Origin of the sequence: Saccharopolyspora antiqui (assembly GCF_052246905.1) — a bacterium.
Classification (GTDB): domain Bacteria; phylum Actinomycetota; class Actinomycetes; order Mycobacteriales; family Pseudonocardiaceae; genus Saccharopolyspora.
The window spans coordinates 182,444-199,580 of sequence record NZ_JBQQBO010000006.1; the positions used below are offsets into that span (position 1 = coordinate 182,444).

A 17,137-nucleotide genomic window follows, 5' to 3' on the forward strand; every position below is an offset into this window, starting at 1 on the left:
TTGGACCGGCTTACTCGGTCAAAGGTGCCCTTCACTCGTCACCCGCTCGTGGACGAGCGTGGTTGTTCGGGCCAGTTCGTCGGGAGGGTGACGGTGCGGTTGGGGGTGGTGGTCAGGTCGGTGTGCTGGACCTTGTCCTGGAAGGTGGCGCCGCTGAGGTCGACGTGGCTTTCGAAGCGGACCGCGCGGAAGTCGGCCGGGCCTTCGAACACGGTGTCCACCATGGACACCGAGTCGGCGAAGCGGCTGTCGGCGAACCTCGTGCGGCCGCGGAAGCGGGTGCGGTCCAGGCTCGCCCGGCCGTGGAACTCCACGCCGGTGAACCAGCCGCGCTCGTGGAAAACCGCGTCCTCGCAACGGAACCTGCCGTACAGCCGACCGGATCCCACCGCAGTGCCGGTGAACCACACCGGGCCGTGGAACTCGCAGCGGCTGAAGTTGTTGCTGCTGAACAGCTGCGCGTAGCGGAGCACCAGCGTGCCGGTCTTGCGGTCGGCCAGGTCGAAGTACTCCAGCGTCGCGTTGGTGAGGTCGAGGTCGTAGGCCGGTGCATCGGCATCGCCGACACGCGGCAGCAGGTCCGCTATCAGCCGCTGCGCGGTCAGCCGCACCTGCAACTTCCGCTCGGCCTCGTCGCGTGCGCTCGCTGGCCACGGCGCGGGCGCGCCCAGGTTCACCGGCACCGAGCCGTCCGGGGAATCATCGCCGTAGCGCGGATGGTCGAACGGCCGCCGCAGGTACGAGCACAGCACGTCGAGCACGGTTTGGGTGTAGTCGGAATTGCTGCGGGCGAGTCCGGCCAGCGCGTGCAGCGCGCCGACGCGGACCTGATCGGTCTCGTGCCCGAGCAGTTCCACGGCGCGGGCGAAGCGCTCGTCAGCAACGCGGTCGCGGTCCAGATCGGCACGCCGGTTCTCCAGTTGCTGCCGTTGTTCCTCGACGCGGCGGCGCCGGTCGTTGAGCCACAGTGCGTAGAGCGCGACGACCGATCCGGCGGCGAGCCCGCCGGTGCGCAGTGCGTCGGCACCGGTGGTTCGCGGGTCGAACGCCACCAACGCGACGCTGACGCAAACCAGGACGACGACCGCGAGCGCGATCGTCAGGACCAATCCGATCTTGCGCTCACCCATGTGCGGAATCCTGCTCGATCGGGTGCACGCGGATGCGTGCGCGATTCGTACTCGGCAGGGGTTCGAGCGCCCAGTCCTCCGGTAGCTCAGCCAAGATCGACGTGCCGACCTCGGTGTCGTACAACGCGACGCTGGGCAGCGGCTCGCGCAGCCGGAGGTCTACGCCGCCGTCGAAGTGTGCGTGGCGGAGGTCCAGGCCAGCGCCGCAGACCGCGTCGGTGAAGTACACGCCTTCCCGGCACACGACGCGTTTGACGTCCACCTCCCCGTCGAACCGGGCGCGTTCGAAGCCGCACGGCCCGTTTGCGTGCATTCCGCGCAGCTCCAACTTGTCGTGGAACCGCGTGTCCTCCGCCCTGATCCGGCCGAGGAACACGCTGTCCCGGAAGTGCACCGGGCCGTGGAAGACGGCGCGGTTGAGATTCGTGGTGTACCGGAACCGGCACCGGTAGGCGGCGATCCGCCCCACCACCCGGTCGCTGAGGTTGAACCGCTCCAACGCGGCACGCGTCAGGTCCAGGTGGTAGCTCACCGGGTCTGGGGCGTCGGTGCTGGGCAGCAGGTCCCGGATCAGCCGTTGCGCGGTCTGCCGGACGTACCGCTCGCGCTCCAGCTCCGGGCTGATCTCGGGCCACTGTTCGGGGTCCGGTGAAAGGGTCTCCTGCGGGATCCACTTCGGATGGTCGAACGGGCGGCGAAGGTAGGAGCACAGCACGTCGAGCACGGTCTGCGTGTATTCGGGGTGGTTTCCAACGAGTCCAGCCAGTGCGTGCATCGCGCCCACCCGCACTTGGTCGGCCTCATTGCCGAGCAGCTCCACCGCCCGCGCGAAGCGCTCGTCGGCCGCTCGGTCCCGATCCTGGTCGGTCCGTCGATCTTCCAGGGCCTGCCGTTGCTGCTCAAGCGCGTAGCGCTGCCGATCCAGTTCCTGCCGCCGGGTTTCGAGCTCCTGCCGTTGCTCCTCGACCCGACGGCGCCGGTCGTTGAGCCATAGTGCGTAGAGCGCGACGACCGATCCGGCGGCGAGCCCGCCGGTGCGCAGTGCGTCGGCACCGGTGGTTCGCGGGTCGAAAGCCAGCAACGCGGCGCTGACGCAGACCAGGACGACGACCGCGAGCGCGATCGTCGCGACCAAACCGATCTTGCGCTCACCCATGCGTGGGATTCTGCCTCGCGGGAGCGCGGTTTTGCGGTGAACGGCGATATTCCGACGGCTTCAGCCGGAGATGCGGTGCCGGGTTCCCGGCCCTGCACCGCGCGGGCGGGCGGGTCAGCCGTTGGCGAGGGCTTGGAGCCGGTCGAAAGCGCCGTTGAAGGTGTTCTGGTCCAGCGGCGACGACGTGTACTGCCAGATCGTCCAGACCTGCCAGTTGAAGGGCAGCGGGCCGACCGTGCTCGCGTAGCGGGCCACCCACAGCGGGTTCGTCGAGCTGAAATCGCCGTCCACGCACGAACTCCACCAGCTGGTGCTGGTGTAGATGACGGGCCAGCGTCCGGTGCGCGCGTGGTAGGTGTCGCTGAAGTCCTTGATCCACGCGGTCATCGCGCTCTTGCTCTTGCCGTAGCAGGTGTCGCCGTAGGGGTTGTACTCCATGTCCAGCGCACCCGGCAGGGTCTTGCCGTCCTTGGACCAGCCGCCGCCGTTGTCCACGAAGAAGTTGGCCTGCGCCGCGCCGCTGGAGCGGTCCGGCAGCGCGAAGTGGTAGGCGCCGCGGATCATGCCCACGTTGTAGGAGCCGTTGTACTGCTGGGCGAAGTACGGGTTCTCGTAGCCAGTGCCCTCGGTGGCCTTGACGTAGGCGAACCGCATGCCCTGGCCCCACCAGGACTGCCAGTCCACATTGCCCTGGTGACCGCTGACGTCCATACCGGGCACAGTGGCCAGTGGGTCGATGTCGGGAATGGGCAGTGGATCGCCGCCCTCGTGTTTGCGGATCTGCGAGCCCATCGGGGTGTCGGTTTCAGTTCCGCTCGGCGGTTCGCCGGTGACCTGGGTGCCCATCGCGAATTCCCTTCCTGGAAGGGGTGTGCTGGCTTGCGCGGGCGAGCACAGGAGGAGGACGCCTGCACAGGCAATCGATAGTAAGGAGAACATCGATAATCGGCGACCACGTCCACTCGGATGGTTCATCGGGGCCTCTCACGGATGGTTGCGGTGCGTCGTCGGGGGACGGCGCCTTCTGCCCCGGGAGTGTGGCGAATCGTTTTCTTGCAATGTAGATCCTGTGTTATTTTTTAACCAGAATGGCTCAATCCGGACATTCGCGAGTGAACCAACCGGCCCCTGTGGTGTGTCTCGCGCAGCGCACAACCTCACGCGCGGGCTGAGCGTCGAAAACATCAGATCGATCGCGGCCGCCGTGCGCCAGCGATCAAGTGGTTACGGGTCGTGACCGGTCCGTAAGGCATAACCACTCGGTTGGCCTGCTCGAATGAGGTGTGCGGCTACCCCAGGTGTCGCACATGATGTTCGACCGCCAGACCGATCCAGTCGTATGCTCCGAACGAGAACGGCCCAGGCGAGTACGAGTGGAGGGCGCCCAGGCATGACTGGCTGGACAGCGCCGGTGCCCAGCGCTCACGAGGTGACCGCCGAGGTGAACCGAGCTGACCGACGACGCTTCGCCGCGGTTTGGGCACAGGCCCTGATCGGCACCAGCTACGTGCCCATGACCAGCGCCGAGGTCGAAGGCCGCCTGTACGGGTACACCGATCGCCTGGTCGACGCATTGCTCAGCGACCCGTTCGATCCGTCGGCCGCACGGGCCGTCGGCGTCGACCTGGTCGCCGTGCACTTCACCAGTGCCGAATCCCTGGCGCGCACCGTCGACCTGATCGGCGACGAAATCCTGGACATCCTGCGGCTGGGCAGCGGTCCGGGCTGGCGCGGGCGGGTCGCCGCGTTGCAGGGTGCGTTGTGCTCCGGCTTCGTCCAGGCCGCCCGCAAGCGGACCCTGGACGAGCAGGAGGCCATCCGGCAGGCCGTGCTGGATGCGCGTGACGCGGTTGAACAGGCGTTGCGCACCAGCGAGGCCAGGTTCCGCGCCATCTTCGCCGAGGCCGCCATCGGCATCGGAATCGCCGACACCGCCGGCCGGATCCTTGAGGTAAACGATTCATTGCGGCGCATCCTGGGCCGCCCGGCCGAGGAACTGCGCCAGATGCTGGTGCACGACATGGCGCACCCGGCCGACACCGATGTCATCTGGCGGATGTACGAGGAACTGGTCCGCGGCGAGCGCGACCAGTACCGGGGTGAGAAGCACTTCGAACGGCCCGACGGCAGCACGGTGTGGACCGATTTGACGGTGTCCCTGGTCCGCGGCGAGGACGGCCTGCCGCTGTACCAGGTCGCGATGATCGAGGACGTCACCGACCGCCGGTTGCTGCAGGAACGCCTGCGGCACCAAGCCATGCACGATCCGCTGACCGCGCTGCCCAACCGGGCGCTGTTCCTGGAACGGCTCACCGCGGTGCTGCGGCAGCACGAGTCCGGCGAGCGGGTGGCGCTGTGCTACATGGACCTGGACGGTTTCAAGGTCATCAACGACAGCCTCGGCCACCACGTCGGTGACGAACTGCTGGTGGCGGTAGCCGACCGGCTCGCCATCGCGGTGCACGGCGGCGACCGGCTGGTGGCGCGGATGGGCGGCGACGAGTTCGTGATCCTGATCCAGAACTCGTTCGGCACCGACCAGGCCATCGAGGTCGCCAACACGGTGTTGGACGCGCTGGAGCAACCGATCCGCATCGGCGGCCACGAGCTGTCCGTGTCGGCCAGCATCGGCATCGTCGAACGGCCGGTGTCGGGCCAGACCGCCGCGGAGCTGATGCGGGACGCCGACGTCACGCTGTACTGGGCGAAGGAGGAGGGCAAGGGCCGGTGGGCGCTGTTCGACCCGGACCGCAACGCCACCGAGGTCGCGCAGTTCCACTTGGCGGCGAAGATGCCCGCCGCACTGGAACGCGAAGAGTTTTACGTGGACTACCAGCCGCTGATCGGGCTGCGGGACAACGGCGTCGTCGGGGTCGAAGCGCTGGTCCGCTGGGCGCACCCGGAACTCGGGCGGCTCGGACCGGACCGGTTCATCGGGTTGGCCGAGGAGACCGGGCTGATCGTGCCGCTGGGCCGGTGGGTGCTGCGGCAGGCCTGCCGGCAGGCGAAGCAGTGGCAGGACGAGTTCGGGGCGGCGGCGCCGTTCGTCAGCGTCAACCTGGCGGTGCGGCAGTCGCGTGATCCGAACCTGGTGACCGACGTCGCGGAGATCCTGGCCGAGACCGGGTTGGCACCGTCCCGGCTGCAGCTGGAACTCACCGAGAGCGCGATCATGGGCACCGCCGACGAGCCGCTGGACGCGCTGCGCGCGCTGTCCCGGATGGGCGTGCGGATCGCCATCGACGACTTCGGCACCGGGTACTCCAACCTGGCTTACCTGCGGCATCTTCCGGTGCACGAGCTGAAGATCGCGGGGTCGTTCATGGAGGGCCTGCGGGATGCGGAGCGGGCCGACCCGGTCGATGCGCGCATCGTCGGCACCCTGGTCGATCTGGCGCATGCCCTCGGCCTGACCGTCACCGCGGAGGGCGTGGAGACCCAGGCGCAGGCCCGCCGGATGGCCGACATCGGCTGCGAGACAGGCCAGGGCTACCTGTTCGCCCGCCCCAGCTCCCCCGCCGACATAAGCACCTACATCGCACAGCACCTGGACTAACGATCGTCCGCGAACCGCTTCGCAAGCCGGTTCAACTGGCGCTGGCGCCGTTCGGGTGAGGAGTGAAGGGCACCTTTCACCAACTAACTTGGTAAAAGGTGCCCTTCACCTGGTCCTCATCGTTGTGAACCCGTGGCGGCGGTTGCCGGTTGGTTCGTGCGGGTGGGCGGGACGCGGAGTCTCAGGCGGAACTACTGGGTGAGGCCGTTGCGGCGGCTCTTCTGGGCTCGGGTTCGGCCGCCGAAGAGGACCGCCGCCGAGTTAACCAGTGCCAGGTGGCTGAACGCCTGCGGGAAGTTGCCGGCGAACCGGCCGTCGACGCCGTCGTACTCCTCGGCGTAGAGGCCAACGTCGTTGGCCAGGCCCACCAGTTCGGCGAACATCCGCTCGGCCTCCGCCTGCCGTCCGCAGTAGGCCAGCGCGTCGACCATCCAGAACGAGCACGCCAAGAACGCGCCCTCCCGGCCCACGAGCCCGTCGACCTCGTGCGGCTGATCACCGGTGGTGTAGCGGTCCACCAGCACGCCGTCGTGCTGCAGTTCGCGCTGCACCGCGTCCACGGTGCGCACCACCCGCTCGTCGTCGCCGGGCAGGAAACCGACCGACGGCATCAGCAAGGTGGCCGCATCCAGCGTGTTTCCGCCGTAGTACTGGGTGAACGCACCGAGCTCCGGGTTCCAGGCCTGTTCCAGGACCTCGGCGTGCACCGTGTTGCGGATCGCCCGCCAGCGCTTCACCGGTCCGGGCAAGCCGTCCTCCTCGGCGGCGCGCACCGCCCGGTCGAACGCCACCCACACCATCACGCGCGAATGCGTGAAGTGCCGGTCCGGGCCGCGCACCTCCCACAGCCCGCGATCCGGTTGCGGCCAGATCTTCTCCAGGTGCCGGAGCATGCCGCGCTGCAACGCCCAGGTCTCCTCGCTTTCCGGCAGGCCGCGTTCGCGGGCCAGGTGCAGCGCGTCCATCACTTCGCCGTACACGTCGAGCTGGGTCTGCCGGTAGGCGGCGTTGCCGATCCGCACCGGTGCGATGCCGTGGTAGCCGGGCAGCCAGTCGGCCTCCCACTCCATCAAGTGCCGTTCGCCGGCGACGCCGTACATGATCTGCAGGTCCGCCGGATCACCCGCGACCGTGCGCACCAACCACTCCCGCCAGGCCGTGGCCTCGGTCAGGCAGCCGAAGTCGTCCAGCGCCAGCAGGACCAGGGTGGCGTCGCGCAGCCAGCAGTAGCGGTAGTCCCAGTTCCGGTTGCCCGGGATGGCTTCCGGCAGGGAACTGGTCGGGGCGGCGATGATCCCGCCGCTCGGTGCGTAGGTCAGCGCCTTGAGGGTGGCCAGCGAGCGGTACACCGCGTTCGCGTGCGGTCCGGTGTAGCTGATCTTCTCGGTCCACTCCCGCCAGAAGTCCTCGCTGTCCTGGATCTCCTGCTCCGGATCCATCGGCGCGGGCAGGTCCTGCGGATCCGGCGACCACTGCATCACCCAGGACAGCCGCTGCCCGGCCCGCACCGTGACCACCAGTTCGTGCGCGCGTTCACCTTCAGCGCGCTGCGGCAGGATGTCGCCGCGCAGCACCGCGGTGTGCGGACCGGCGATGGCCAGGACGAATTCGTCCAGCACTGGCTCGGTTTCGCGCACCCGCCGCACCCAGGGCACCGCGTCGCCGTAGGCGAAGCGGACCACCCAGCGGAGCTTGATGTCGACCTCGCCGGAGAGCCCTTCGACGGTGCGCACCAGGCACGGTTGATCGTGCCGGTTCTTCTCGTGCGGCGGCATGCTGTCGATCAACCGCAGCACTCCGTCGTCGGTGTGGAAGTCGGTTTCCAGCACCAGGGAGTTGTCCCGGTACCGGCGGTGCACCTCGCGGACCGGCGCGGTCGGCGCGATCTTCCAGTGGCCGTCCCGGTCGGTGCCCAGCAGTCGGGAGAAGCACGACGGTGCGTCGAAGCGGGGTAGGCAGAGCCAGTCGATCGAGCCGTCCTTGCCGACCAGCGCGGCCGTGCGCAGGTCGGAGAGCAGGGCGTAGTCCTCGATGGGCCCGGGCCTGCCGCGCGGATGATCGCGGGTCACCCTGCCGAGGCTAGGCATCGCACCCGGCCACGGCCACCCTTGCCGACTGCCGGACGATCACGTTCCAACCGGCGCGCTGCGATCAAGGGCGCCCGGCGGATTGGACGAGGACGCTGTTCGGGATCACCGCCTGGATCGCTTCGTGCAGGTTCAGGCCCAGATCGAGCCCCCCGAGCAGCTCCGGCAGCAGGTGACCCGGCACCCGGCGGAATCCCGGCCAGTCGCCCGGAACGCGGGACACCGAGGTGCAGGCCGGGACCAGCCGACTGCCGTCGGACATCTCGGCGGTGTAGATCATCCGATCCGTCGCGCTCGGCGCGTAGAGCAGCAGTTCGGCGTCGAGCACCGCGGTGGGCAATGCGGACTCCGGTAATTGCCCGGCCGCGATCCGAGCCAGCACCTCTTCCAGCGCATTGGTCGGTTCCTGCTGGTTGGCCATCATTTCGGATGGCTGGTACCGGTCGTTGAACTGGAAGTTCTCGTCGATCTCGCCGTCGTGGTCGATGCGGTAGGCGCCCACGACGCCCTCCGGCGGCACCTCCTGGTCGTCGTCGGCGTAGCCGGGATCGGCGATGTACAGCCAGCTGTTGGGGTTCTGCTTGGCGTGCTCCCGCATTTCGGCGGTGATCGGCGGGGCGGGGCGGTCGGCGGGCTGGGACATCGGGGCTCCGTAGCTTTGATCGGGGTAGCTGTGATCAGGAGTAGCTGTGCTCGGGGCGCCCCGCGGGTGCCGAGCGCGCCTTCGAGAGTGCCAGTCGCCGGGAGTGTGTCCAGTGGACGGTCCGGGACCAGCCGTTCCGAGGTGCCGTTTCGACCGGACCAGGGGGAGACTGGCTAGGTGGTCGGCGGAAGGGAGGGCGGCGATGATCGGTCAGCGAGAAGCGTTGCGGATGTTCGGGTGTGAGGTATTCGATCCGGAAGGGCAGCGGGTCGGCATCGTCGGCCAGCTGTTCATCGACGACGACACCGAACAACCCGCCTGGATAACCGTCCAAACTGGACTCTTCGGGACGAACGAGAGCTTCGTGCCGCTGGAGGGGGCGGCCTTCGACGGCGACACGCTCACCGTGGCGGTGGGCAAGGAAGCGGTCCGGCACGCGCCCCGGGTCAGCCTGCACCAGGGAGATCTGCTGCTGGAGCACGAACGCGCGCTGTACCTGTACTACGGAACGGCCTACGGCGTCGCTCCCGACGGTGCCGAGTCGGCCGAGGAGATCTGCGAGATCGAGCCCGAATACATCGAGGCCGTCCGCCTCAAGTTGCGACGCTGGGTAGCCGCCACCTGAACCGGTAAATCACCCTGAAAACGACGAATCACCAGGCCCGCCGGGAAATCTCGGCGGGCCTGGTTTTGCCTGCTCATTCCCGGTAAGAAACCGAGAGCTGGGAATTCGTTCACCCCTCCGTCCGATTGTGTGGCGACAAATCGCCAACATCACCCGGACGAGTGTTTTCCCTGGTTACGTTCCGGCGTGAAACACCTTCGCTCGGCCCCACCCGAGCGAATTTGAATGGAGGAGGGGACACATGAGGAAGCTGCTCTACGGCACCGGGGCAGGCGTTGCCGCAGCGGCGCTCGTGTTCGCCGGAGCACCGGCTGGCGCGCAGCCGCACATCGAGTTGGCACCGCTGACCTTGCACCCGCAGTTGCAGGCGCAGGACTCGGGGGACGTCTACATCGTCAACCTGAAGGACGGCATCGCTCCGCAGGGCGTGGCCGAAGAGCTCGGCGTGCAGGCACGCCACGTCTACAGCAACACCATCAACGGGTTCTCGGCGAAGCTGGACCCCGCGCAGCTCGACAAGATCCGGGCCGACGGCAAGGTCGAGAACATCTCGCAGAGCTACCGGGTCGAGGTCGAGCCGTCGGTCGCCCCCAAGGCGGTCGAATCGTGGGGTCTGGACCGGATCGACCAGCCGGACCTCCCGCTGGACGACACCTACGCCCCGGCCGGCACCGGTGAGGGCGTCACCGCCTACATCATCGACACCGGCATCGACCCGTCGCACCCCGACTTCGGCGGCCGTGCCGAGATCGGCTTCGACGCCACCGGTGGCACCGGCGAGGACGGCCACGGTCACGGCACGCACGTCGCCGGGACCATCGGCAGCACCACCTACGGTGTCGCCAAGGGCGTCCACCTGGTGGGTGTGAAGGTGCTCGACGACAACGGCAGCGGCACCACCGAGCAGGTCGTGTCCGGTATCGACTGGGTCGCGCAGAACCACCAGGGCCCGTCGGTGGCGAACATGTCGCTGGGCGGCCCGAAGGACCCGGCGCTGGACGAGGCCGCGACCAACCTGGTCAACAGCGGTGTGTTCCTCGCGGTGGCGGCCGGTAATGAAAGCCAGGACGCCGAGAACGTCTCGCCGGCCAGCGCGGAGGGCGTGTTCACCACCGCCGCGTCGGACAACGCGGACGCCTCGGCTTCGTTCAGCAACTTCGGCGCCACCGTCGAGGGCTACGCCCCCGGCGTGGACATCGTCTCGACCGTTCCCGGTGGGGGCACCGAGTCGATGAGCGGCACCTCGATGGCCAGCCCGCACGTGGCTGGTGTCGGCGCGCTGTTCCTGGCGGCCAACCCGGACGCGGCTCCCGCGGAGGTGATCGCCGGGCTGCAGGGCCAGGCGTCGGCCGGCGTCATCCAGGGCGCCCCGGAGGGCACCATCGCCGACCTGCTGCAGATCGGCGAGCTCTGATCCGTTAGCAGTGCACGACGCGGGCCCTTCCTGGAAGCACGGGAAGGGCCCGCCGTGCATGATCAAGTCGCGCTGCGGCGAGGCCGCTTGCGCACTGCTTCCGATTGCTGCATATGGGGTACGCCCTGGCACCGCCGAACGGGGTCAATCGAAGGTCGATCAGCTTGATCCTGCGAAAGTCGGTTCCAGCGGTCGTTCCCGGTGGAATACGTTGCCAACCACGGGGGTGTTCAGTGTCCGCCGCGGTACCGGTGCCGAATCGGTACTGCCAGGGCACATCGAGGAGGGGTGTGCCGTGCTACCCGGATACACCGAGGAGCTGACACAACCGTCGACCGAAGTCGACGAGCCAGCCAGGGACACCGCCGCCACGGAGCCGCTCACCGAGCGGTCCGTGCAGGCGCAAGTCGCGTCGGTGACGCGAGCCGCCCGCGCCCAGGTGGGCAGCGGGGGCGTGCTGCAAGTCGTGCACGGCGCCAAGCGGGTCGGCTGGGCGGCGTACGAACTGCAGCGCAACGCGACGCAGCTGGTCCAGGGGGTGGCGAAGCCGCCGTACGTGACGACCGGTCCGCTGGATTCGCTGGAGTCCCGCAAGCTCGCCGAAGGCGTCCAGTACCAGGTGCTCTACGACCGGTCCGCGCTGGCGCGGCCGCCGCAGCTGGACATCACCACCAAACTGGTCGCGATGGGCGAGCAGGCGCGGGTGATCCACGTGGCACCGACCAAGTTGATCATGGTGGACAACGAGATCGCGCTGCTACCGCTGACCGTGAGCGAGACCTCGGTGGAAAGCGCGGTCGTGGTGCGCAGTTCGGCGATGCTGGCGGCGATCGCCCGGATCTTCGAGGACCTGTGGCGCTTCGCCGCGCCGTTCACCGCGAACCAGGACCTCTCCGGTCACGAGCTGCAGCCCACCGAGGAAGAGCGGTGGATCCTGTCGCTGCTGGCCTCCGGCGCCACCGACGACACGATCGGCCGGCTGATGGGTTTCAGCGCCCGCACCGCGCACCGCCGGGTGCGCGAGCTGATCTCGCGGCTGGGCGTCGAAACCCGCTTCCAGGCGGGCATGCAGGCGGTCAAGCTCGGCTGGCTGTGAACCGGGCCCCGGTGGCGGGGCGGTTTCGTAGGCTTCGGGTATGGCTCGACGTGCCGTTGATCCCGGTGAAGTTCGCGAGGCCGTCGCGGCCGTGCGGTCGTGGCTGGACGATGACGCCCAGCGGCCCGCGCGTGCCGAACTCGCCGCCGCGGTGCGGTTGAGCCTGCGAACCCTGGAGCAGATCGCGCCGGGCAACAGCGTCGAGGTGCGGGTGCCGCCGTTCGCGGCGGTCCAGTGCGTGACCGGTCCGCGGCACACCCGCGGCACCCCGCCCAACGTCGTCGAGACCGACCCGCGCACCTGGCTGCTGCTGGCGACCGGGCGGCTCGGCTGGGCGGACGCGGTCGAACAGGGCAGGCTCACCGCCTCCGGTTCCCGCTCGGACGTTTCGCAGTGGCTGCCGCTGGTGCGCGTCGACGGATCGTGACCGGCCCGGCACGCAGCGTTGATGATCGACTGTGGGATGAGATACCCAACACCGAGCGGGGCGGCCTCGGCCGGGTTCCACCGGCTTACACTTAGGTGCAACCCGGCTCCGTCCTCCAGGGAGTTCTCGGTGGTCACCGACCGGCCCGAACCGGCAAATGCAAGTACGCGAACGGATCTCGCCAGCCTCGAACGGGACATCCCCCACGAGGAGTGCGGCGTCTTCGGGGTGTGGGCCCCTGGTGAAGAGGTCGCCAAGCTGAGCTTCTACGGGATCTTCGCCCTCCAGCACCGCGGCCAGGAAGCCGCCGGCATCGCCGTCGGCGACGGCTCGCAGGTGCTCGTCTACAAGGACCTCGGTCTGGTCAGCCAGGTCTTCACCGAACAGACCCTGGCGTCGTTGCGCGGCCACGTCGCCGTCGGGCACGCCCGGTACTCGACCACCGGTGGCGGCAGCTGGGAGAACGCCCAGCCGACCTTCCGCACCACCGCCACCGGCAGCGGGCTGGCCCTCGGCCACAACGGCAACCTGGTCAACACCGCCGAACTGCTGGAACGCATCATCGCCGAAGGGGTGGACACGGTCGCGGCCAACACGTCCTCCCCCGCCAACGGTTGTGAGCGCGCCACCAGCGACTCCGACCTGGTGACCGCTCTGCTCGCGGCGCACGCCGCCGACAAGGGCATCGAACAGGCCGCGATGGAGCTGTTCCCGACCTTGCGCGGCGCCTTCTCGATGGTCTTCTGCGACGAGCAGACCCTCTACGCGGTGCGCGATCCGCAGGGTGTGCGGCCGCTGGTGCTCGGTCGGCTGGAACGCGGCTGGGTGGTGGCCAGCGAGACGGCCGCGCTGGACATCGTCGGCGCGTCGTTCGTCCGCGAGGTCGAGCCGGGTGAGCTGCTGGCCATCGACGGCGACGGGCTGCGCTCCCAGCACTTCGCCAGCCCGAAACCGAAGGGCTGCATCTTCGAGTACGTCTACCTGGCCCGCCCGGACACCACGATTTCGGGTCGCTCGGTGCACGGCACCCGCGTGGAGATCGGCCGTCGACTGGCCAAGGAACATCCGGTCGACGCCGACCTGGTGATCCCGGTCCCGGAATCCGGCACGCCCGCCGCGATCGGCTACGCGCAGGCCTCCGGCATCCCCTACGGCAACGGTCTGGTGAAGAACTCCTACGTGGGCCGCACCTTCATCCAGCCCTCGCAGACCATCCGGCAGCTGGGCATCCGGCTGAAGCTGAACCCGCTGCGCGAGGTGATCCGCGGCAAGCGGCTGGTCGTGGTGGACGACTCCATCGTGCGCGGCAACACCCAGCGCGCCCTGGTCCGGATGCTGCGCGAGGCCGGCGCCATCGAGGTGCACGTCCGGATCGCCTCGCCGCCGGTGAAGTGGCCGTGCTTCTACGGCATCGACTTCGCCTCCCGCGCCGAGCTGATCGCCAACGGTCTGGACCTGGACGGGGTGCGCCGTTCCATCGGCGCGGACAGCCTCGGCCACGTGTCGCTGGACGGATTGGTCGCGGCCACCGAACAGCCCCGCACGCGGCTGTGCGCGGCCTGCTTCGACGGCGAATACCCGATCCCGCTGCCGGACGACGCCCGGATCGGCAAGTACCTGCTGGAGGGCCTCAACGGGGCCGAACGCGGTGTTGCGGGACCGGCCGAACCGGTGCTGCCGAGCAGCTACGGCGCGGCGGACGCGCTGCAACGTCCCTGAGAATTCGGCTCCGCGCAGGGGATCGGCTGCGCGGAGCGAATCCGGGAGCCGCCGAGAATCGCGGCCATTGAGACCTCCAGGGTTCGCCGTCGGCGCGTAGCGTTGTCCGTGCTACACATGCGCGTCCGGCGAATCGCAAATCGCACCAAGATGTGGAGCCAGTCGTGTCCGAAGACCTGCTCGCAGGGTCTGCCCAGACAGGGCGTCCGAAAGCCACCTACGCCGCAGCGGGGGTGAGCATCGAGGCCGGTGACGAGGCGGTCGAGAAGATGCGCCCGTGGGCGCAGCGTGCGACCCGGCCAGAGGTGCTCGGCTCCCTGGGCGGGTTCGCCGGGCTCTTCCGGCTCAAGCTCGACCGGTGGAAGGAACCGGTGCTGGCGTCCTCCACCGACGGGGTAGGCACCAAGCTCGCCGTCGCGCAGGCCCTCGACCTGCACGACACGGTCGGCATCGACCTGGTCGCGATGGTGGTCGACGATTTGGTCGTGTGCGGCGCCGAGCCGGTGTTCCTGCAGGACTACATCGCGGTCGGCAAGGTCGTGCCAGACCGGATCGCCGATCTCGTCAAGGGCATCTCGGAGGGTTGCGTGCAGGCCGGTTGCGCGCTGCTGGGCGGGGAGACCGCCGAGCACCCCGGCATGATGGCGCCCGGCGAGTACGACATCTCGGCCACCGGTGTCGGGGTGGTCGAGGCGGACGCGATGCTCGGTCCGGAAAAGGTCCGCCCCGGCGACGTGGTGATCGCGATGGGCTCCTCGGGGCTGCACTCCAACGGCTACTCGCTGGCCCGGCACGTGCTGCTGGACATCGCTCGGATGCCGTTGGAGGGCCACGTCGAGGAGTTCGGCCGCACCCTGGGCGAGGAGTTGCTGGAGCCGACCCGGATCTACGCCAAGGACTGCCTGGCGTTGGCCGCCGAGGCAGGGGTGCGGACGTTCGCGCACGTCACCGGTGGTGGCTTGGCGCAGAACCTGGCACGGGTGATCCCGACGGGCCTGACCGCGGTGCTGGACCGCGGCAGCTGGACCCCGGCACCGGTGTTCCGGCTGATCGCCCAGCGCGGCCGGGTCGAGACCGAGGAGATGGAGCGCACCTTCAACATGGGCATCGGCATGGTCGCCGTGGTGACCGCCGAAGACGTGGACCGCGCCCTCGCGGTGCTCACGGCCCGCCACGTGCCCGCCTGGGTGCTCGGCGAGATCGCCAAGCAGCCGACCGTCGAGGGCACCGACGAGCAGGACCGGGTCGTGCTGCGCGGCAACCACCCGCGCTTCTGACTGCCTGTCCTGGTACTCGTTTTGCGTGGCGGTGCGGGTAGCGGAACCTCAGAGGCCTTCTCGTCTCCGGGATCCCCGACATCATGTATGTCCGATACACCAGGTCGTGGCTGTCCTCGCGAGAAAACCTTTGAGAACCCGCGGTGATGCCAGTGGCGAGGGTGGGTTAAGCGGCTGCGCCGCTTCAAAGAACAAGATCAAAGAGCAATCGCCTGAACGGCTTCGCTGTGCGGGTGGTCGAATCTCAGCCGCAGCGCGAAATCTCTGATCGCGGCCGGGAATCCTGCGGGGTGCCCGGCCGTTGAACAGATAGCTGGCGTGCGCGCGTGCCCCCGGGCTCCAAATACCGCCTGCAGGGAATACCGTTCGGCCGGAGCCCTGCAGCGCCACCCGCCGAGAGGCGGCCCGCGCGCGCCAGCTCTTTCGTACCCGCACCGCTATGCGAAAACGCGCACTGGACGGGCGTTGTCCACTGGTAATGCACAGACGTGAGTGGCGTCGCCGGAGGCTCCGGCAACGCCACTCACGGTGCTCCTCCTATGTGGGACTTGCGAACCGTCAACCCCACCCGCTCATGCACATCGGGTCAGACGACGACTGCGACGCACCTCGCCATCGAGCGAACAGCGTTCATCCGCCGCCCTCGGTGGTGATGTGCTTCAACGTCGGTCGTAGTCGTAGTCGTCGTACCCGTCGTCGCGCGAGTCATCGCGGTCCTCGCTGGACCACTCGCCGGACTCCGAGACGGACAGCTCGCGCTGCAACGCCTCGATGTCCATGGCGGGGGAACTGTATTTAAGCTCGCGGGCCACCTTCGTCTGCTTGGCCTTAGCCCGGCCGCGCCCCATGGCTCGACCCCCTCGCACAGGGTTGCGGGGCGGACAGGGGAATGTCGGCCCCGCATGATCTCGACAACTTTTCCTGTAACTACCGTACCGTGTCGAGGCGGTTCAACGCGACGTGGTGCCAGGACTGAGTGGACGTGTCTTGGGTGACGTCGCACTCGCGGCCCCGATCACCCCGCGCGCTGCCGTTTCTCGGTGGGCCGCAGCGAGCCAGCCGCAGCAGTTCGCGGGCCGCATGGCAACATGCACGCTGTGCCAGAGCCGTTCGTCGCCTATCTGAGGGTGTACGAGCCCTTGTCGTCCTTCGACTCCCCCCTGCGCGAGCAACTGGCGGCAGCCGTTGAGCGCGGGGCGGTCGACCAGTTCGACGCCGGGCTGCGGGAACAGGACGTTTGGTTGCGCAGCCAACTCGCCGCGCCACCCCGGCTGCTGCCCGGCGAAACCGCCGACGGCGCGGTCCAAGGCGTCGGCGACGTGTTGGTGATCGATCCCGCGGAAGTGCCCAGCGCCCCGGCGGCCACCGTCGGACCGGGGCCGCTGGTGTGCCCGTTGGACCTGCGCGGCCGGGCAGCCGCGGCGCTGGTCGGATTCCTGGGGGAGGCGGAGATCCCGCTGCGGTCCGAGGCGCTGTCGGTGCCGGTGGAGAAGGCCAGGGTGCGGGCGAGCGCGGTGGTCAGCGAGCTGGCGGGCGGCGCCGTGCACGTGCTGTCGTCCACCTGGACCGTGCCGCTGCCCTGGTTCGTGCTGGTGGATCCCGTTGAGCGGTGCGTGTTCACCGAGCCGGGTCGGCGCCGGGTGTGCTGGCGGGTGGCGATGGCCGACGCGCGGCGGCGGGTCGCTCGGGCGCACGCCATCGGGCGGAAGTCCATCGGTGAGGAAGGGCCGACGCGGATCCTGCGGGAGACCGGTCGCTGGCTGGAGCGCTTCCACCCGCATTCCGCGGTGGAGTTGGACTACGGCGGCCTGGTGCAGCTGATGACGACGGCCGACCTGGACGCCGACACCTCGGCGGAGGACGTGCACGCCATCGTCGATGCGATGGAAGCCGACGACGCCGAAGAAGTCGCCACCCGCTACGAAGCGCTGCGCGACTTCTGGTCGGAATTCGCCGCCCGCGAACGCCACAACTGACCAGGCTCGAATCGCGTGGCGGTGCGGGCGG

Annotated in this window: 14 protein-coding genes; 8 read left to right on the forward strand and 6 right to left on the reverse strand. The window is 68.9% G+C overall.

The features are described 5' to 3' along the window. Nucleotides 1-38: 38 nt before the first annotated feature. From ACTWQN_RS12985 to ACTWQN_RS12995, 3 genes are all read right to left on the reverse strand, one after another. On the reverse strand, nt 39-1,130 hold the full coding sequence (locus ACTWQN_RS12985; RefSeq protein WP_443203673.1) for a pentapeptide repeat-containing protein: 1,092 nt from the start codon (nt 1,128-1,130) through the stop codon (nt 39-41). Next, complete coding sequence (locus ACTWQN_RS12990) at nt 1,123-2,286, reverse strand: pentapeptide repeat-containing protein (RefSeq protein ID WP_443203674.1); 1,164 nt, start codon at nt 2,284-2,286, stop codon at nt 1,123-1,125. The genes ACTWQN_RS12985 and ACTWQN_RS12990 overlap by 8 nt, the downstream gene beginning before the upstream one ends. 114 nt (nt 2,287-2,400) lie before the next feature. Continuing rightward, nucleotides 2,401-3,132, reverse strand: coding sequence for a lysozyme (locus tag ACTWQN_RS12995; protein WP_443203675.1), 732 nt, complete (start codon nt 3,130-3,132; stop codon nt 2,401-2,403). 544 nt (nt 3,133-3,676) lie between these two features. On the opposite strand from ACTWQN_RS12995, the gene ACTWQN_RS13000 reads away from it, so the two are divergent. Beyond that, complete coding sequence (locus tag ACTWQN_RS13000) at nt 3,677-5,842, forward strand: putative bifunctional diguanylate cyclase/phosphodiesterase (protein ID WP_443203676.1); 2,166 nt, start codon at nt 3,677-3,679, stop codon at nt 5,840-5,842. 191 nt (nt 5,843-6,033) lie between these two features. On the opposite strand, the gene ACTWQN_RS13005 is transcribed toward ACTWQN_RS13000, so the two are convergent. Both ACTWQN_RS13005 and ACTWQN_RS13010 read right to left on the reverse strand, forming a co-directional pair. Then, nucleotides 6,034-7,911 carry a glycoside hydrolase family 15 protein gene (locus ACTWQN_RS13005; protein ID WP_443203677.1) on the reverse strand — a complete coding sequence of 626 codons (1,878 nt, stop codon included), beginning with the start codon at nt 7,909-7,911 and terminating at the stop codon, nt 6,034-6,036. 82 nt (nt 7,912-7,993) lie between these two features. After that, complete coding sequence (locus ACTWQN_RS13010; protein ID WP_443203678.1) at nt 7,994-8,572, reverse strand: type VII secretion system-associated protein; 579 nt, start codon at nt 8,570-8,572, stop codon at nt 7,994-7,996. Nucleotides 8,573-8,774: 202 nt separating this feature from the next. Here ACTWQN_RS13010 and ACTWQN_RS13015 point away from each other — a divergent pair, with 202 nt between their 5' ends. From ACTWQN_RS13015 to purM, 6 genes are all read left to right on the forward strand, one after another. Beyond that, complete coding sequence (locus ACTWQN_RS13015; protein ID WP_443203679.1) at nt 8,775-9,197, forward strand: PRC-barrel domain-containing protein; 423 nt, start codon at nt 8,775-8,777, stop codon at nt 9,195-9,197. 241 nt (nt 9,198-9,438) lie between these two features. Further along, the gene (locus ACTWQN_RS13020; protein WP_443203680.1) at nt 9,439-10,611 is read left to right on the forward strand and encodes a S8 family peptidase; all 1,173 of its coding nucleotides are present in this window, start codon (nt 9,439-9,441) and stop codon (nt 10,609-10,611) included. A 226-nt stretch (nt 10,612-10,837) separates the two neighbouring features. After that, entirely contained in the window at nt 10,838-11,707 is an 870-nt protein-coding gene (locus tag ACTWQN_RS13025; RefSeq protein ID WP_443203681.1) for a DNA-binding response regulator, read from the forward strand. A 40-nt stretch (nt 11,708-11,747) separates the two neighbouring features. Further along, nucleotides 11,748-12,134 carry a sterol carrier family protein gene (locus tag ACTWQN_RS13030; protein ID WP_443203682.1) on the forward strand — a complete coding sequence of 129 codons (387 nt, stop codon included), beginning with the start codon at nt 11,748-11,750 and terminating at the stop codon, nt 12,132-12,134. 129 nt (nt 12,135-12,263) lie between these two features. Beyond that, nucleotides 12,264-13,853: an amidophosphoribosyltransferase gene (gene purF / locus ACTWQN_RS13035; RefSeq protein WP_443203683.1), complete on the forward strand. Its 1,590-nt coding sequence runs from the start codon at nt 12,264-12,266 to the stop codon at nt 13,851-13,853. A 164-nt stretch (nt 13,854-14,017) separates the two neighbouring features. Beyond that, on the forward strand, nt 14,018-15,130 hold the full coding sequence (gene purM, locus ACTWQN_RS13040; RefSeq protein WP_443203684.1) for a phosphoribosylformylglycinamidine cyclo-ligase: 1,113 nt from the start codon (nt 14,018-14,020) through the stop codon (nt 15,128-15,130). A 659-nt stretch (nt 15,131-15,789) separates the two neighbouring features. Here the strand turns inward: purM and ACTWQN_RS13045 are convergent. Further along, the gene (locus tag ACTWQN_RS13045) at nt 15,790-15,978 is read right to left on the reverse strand and encodes a DUF3073 domain-containing protein (RefSeq protein WP_010312648.1); all 189 of its coding nucleotides are present in this window, start codon (nt 15,976-15,978) and stop codon (nt 15,790-15,792) included. Between the two features lie 240 nt (nt 15,979-16,218). Here ACTWQN_RS13045 and ACTWQN_RS13050 point away from each other — a divergent pair, with 240 nt between their 5' ends. Next, nucleotides 16,219-17,106, forward strand: a complete 888-nt coding sequence (locus tag ACTWQN_RS13050; RefSeq protein WP_443203685.1) for a DUF8083 family protein — start codon at nt 16,219-16,221, stop codon at nt 17,104-17,106. Nucleotides 17,107-17,137: the final 31 nt, after the last annotated feature.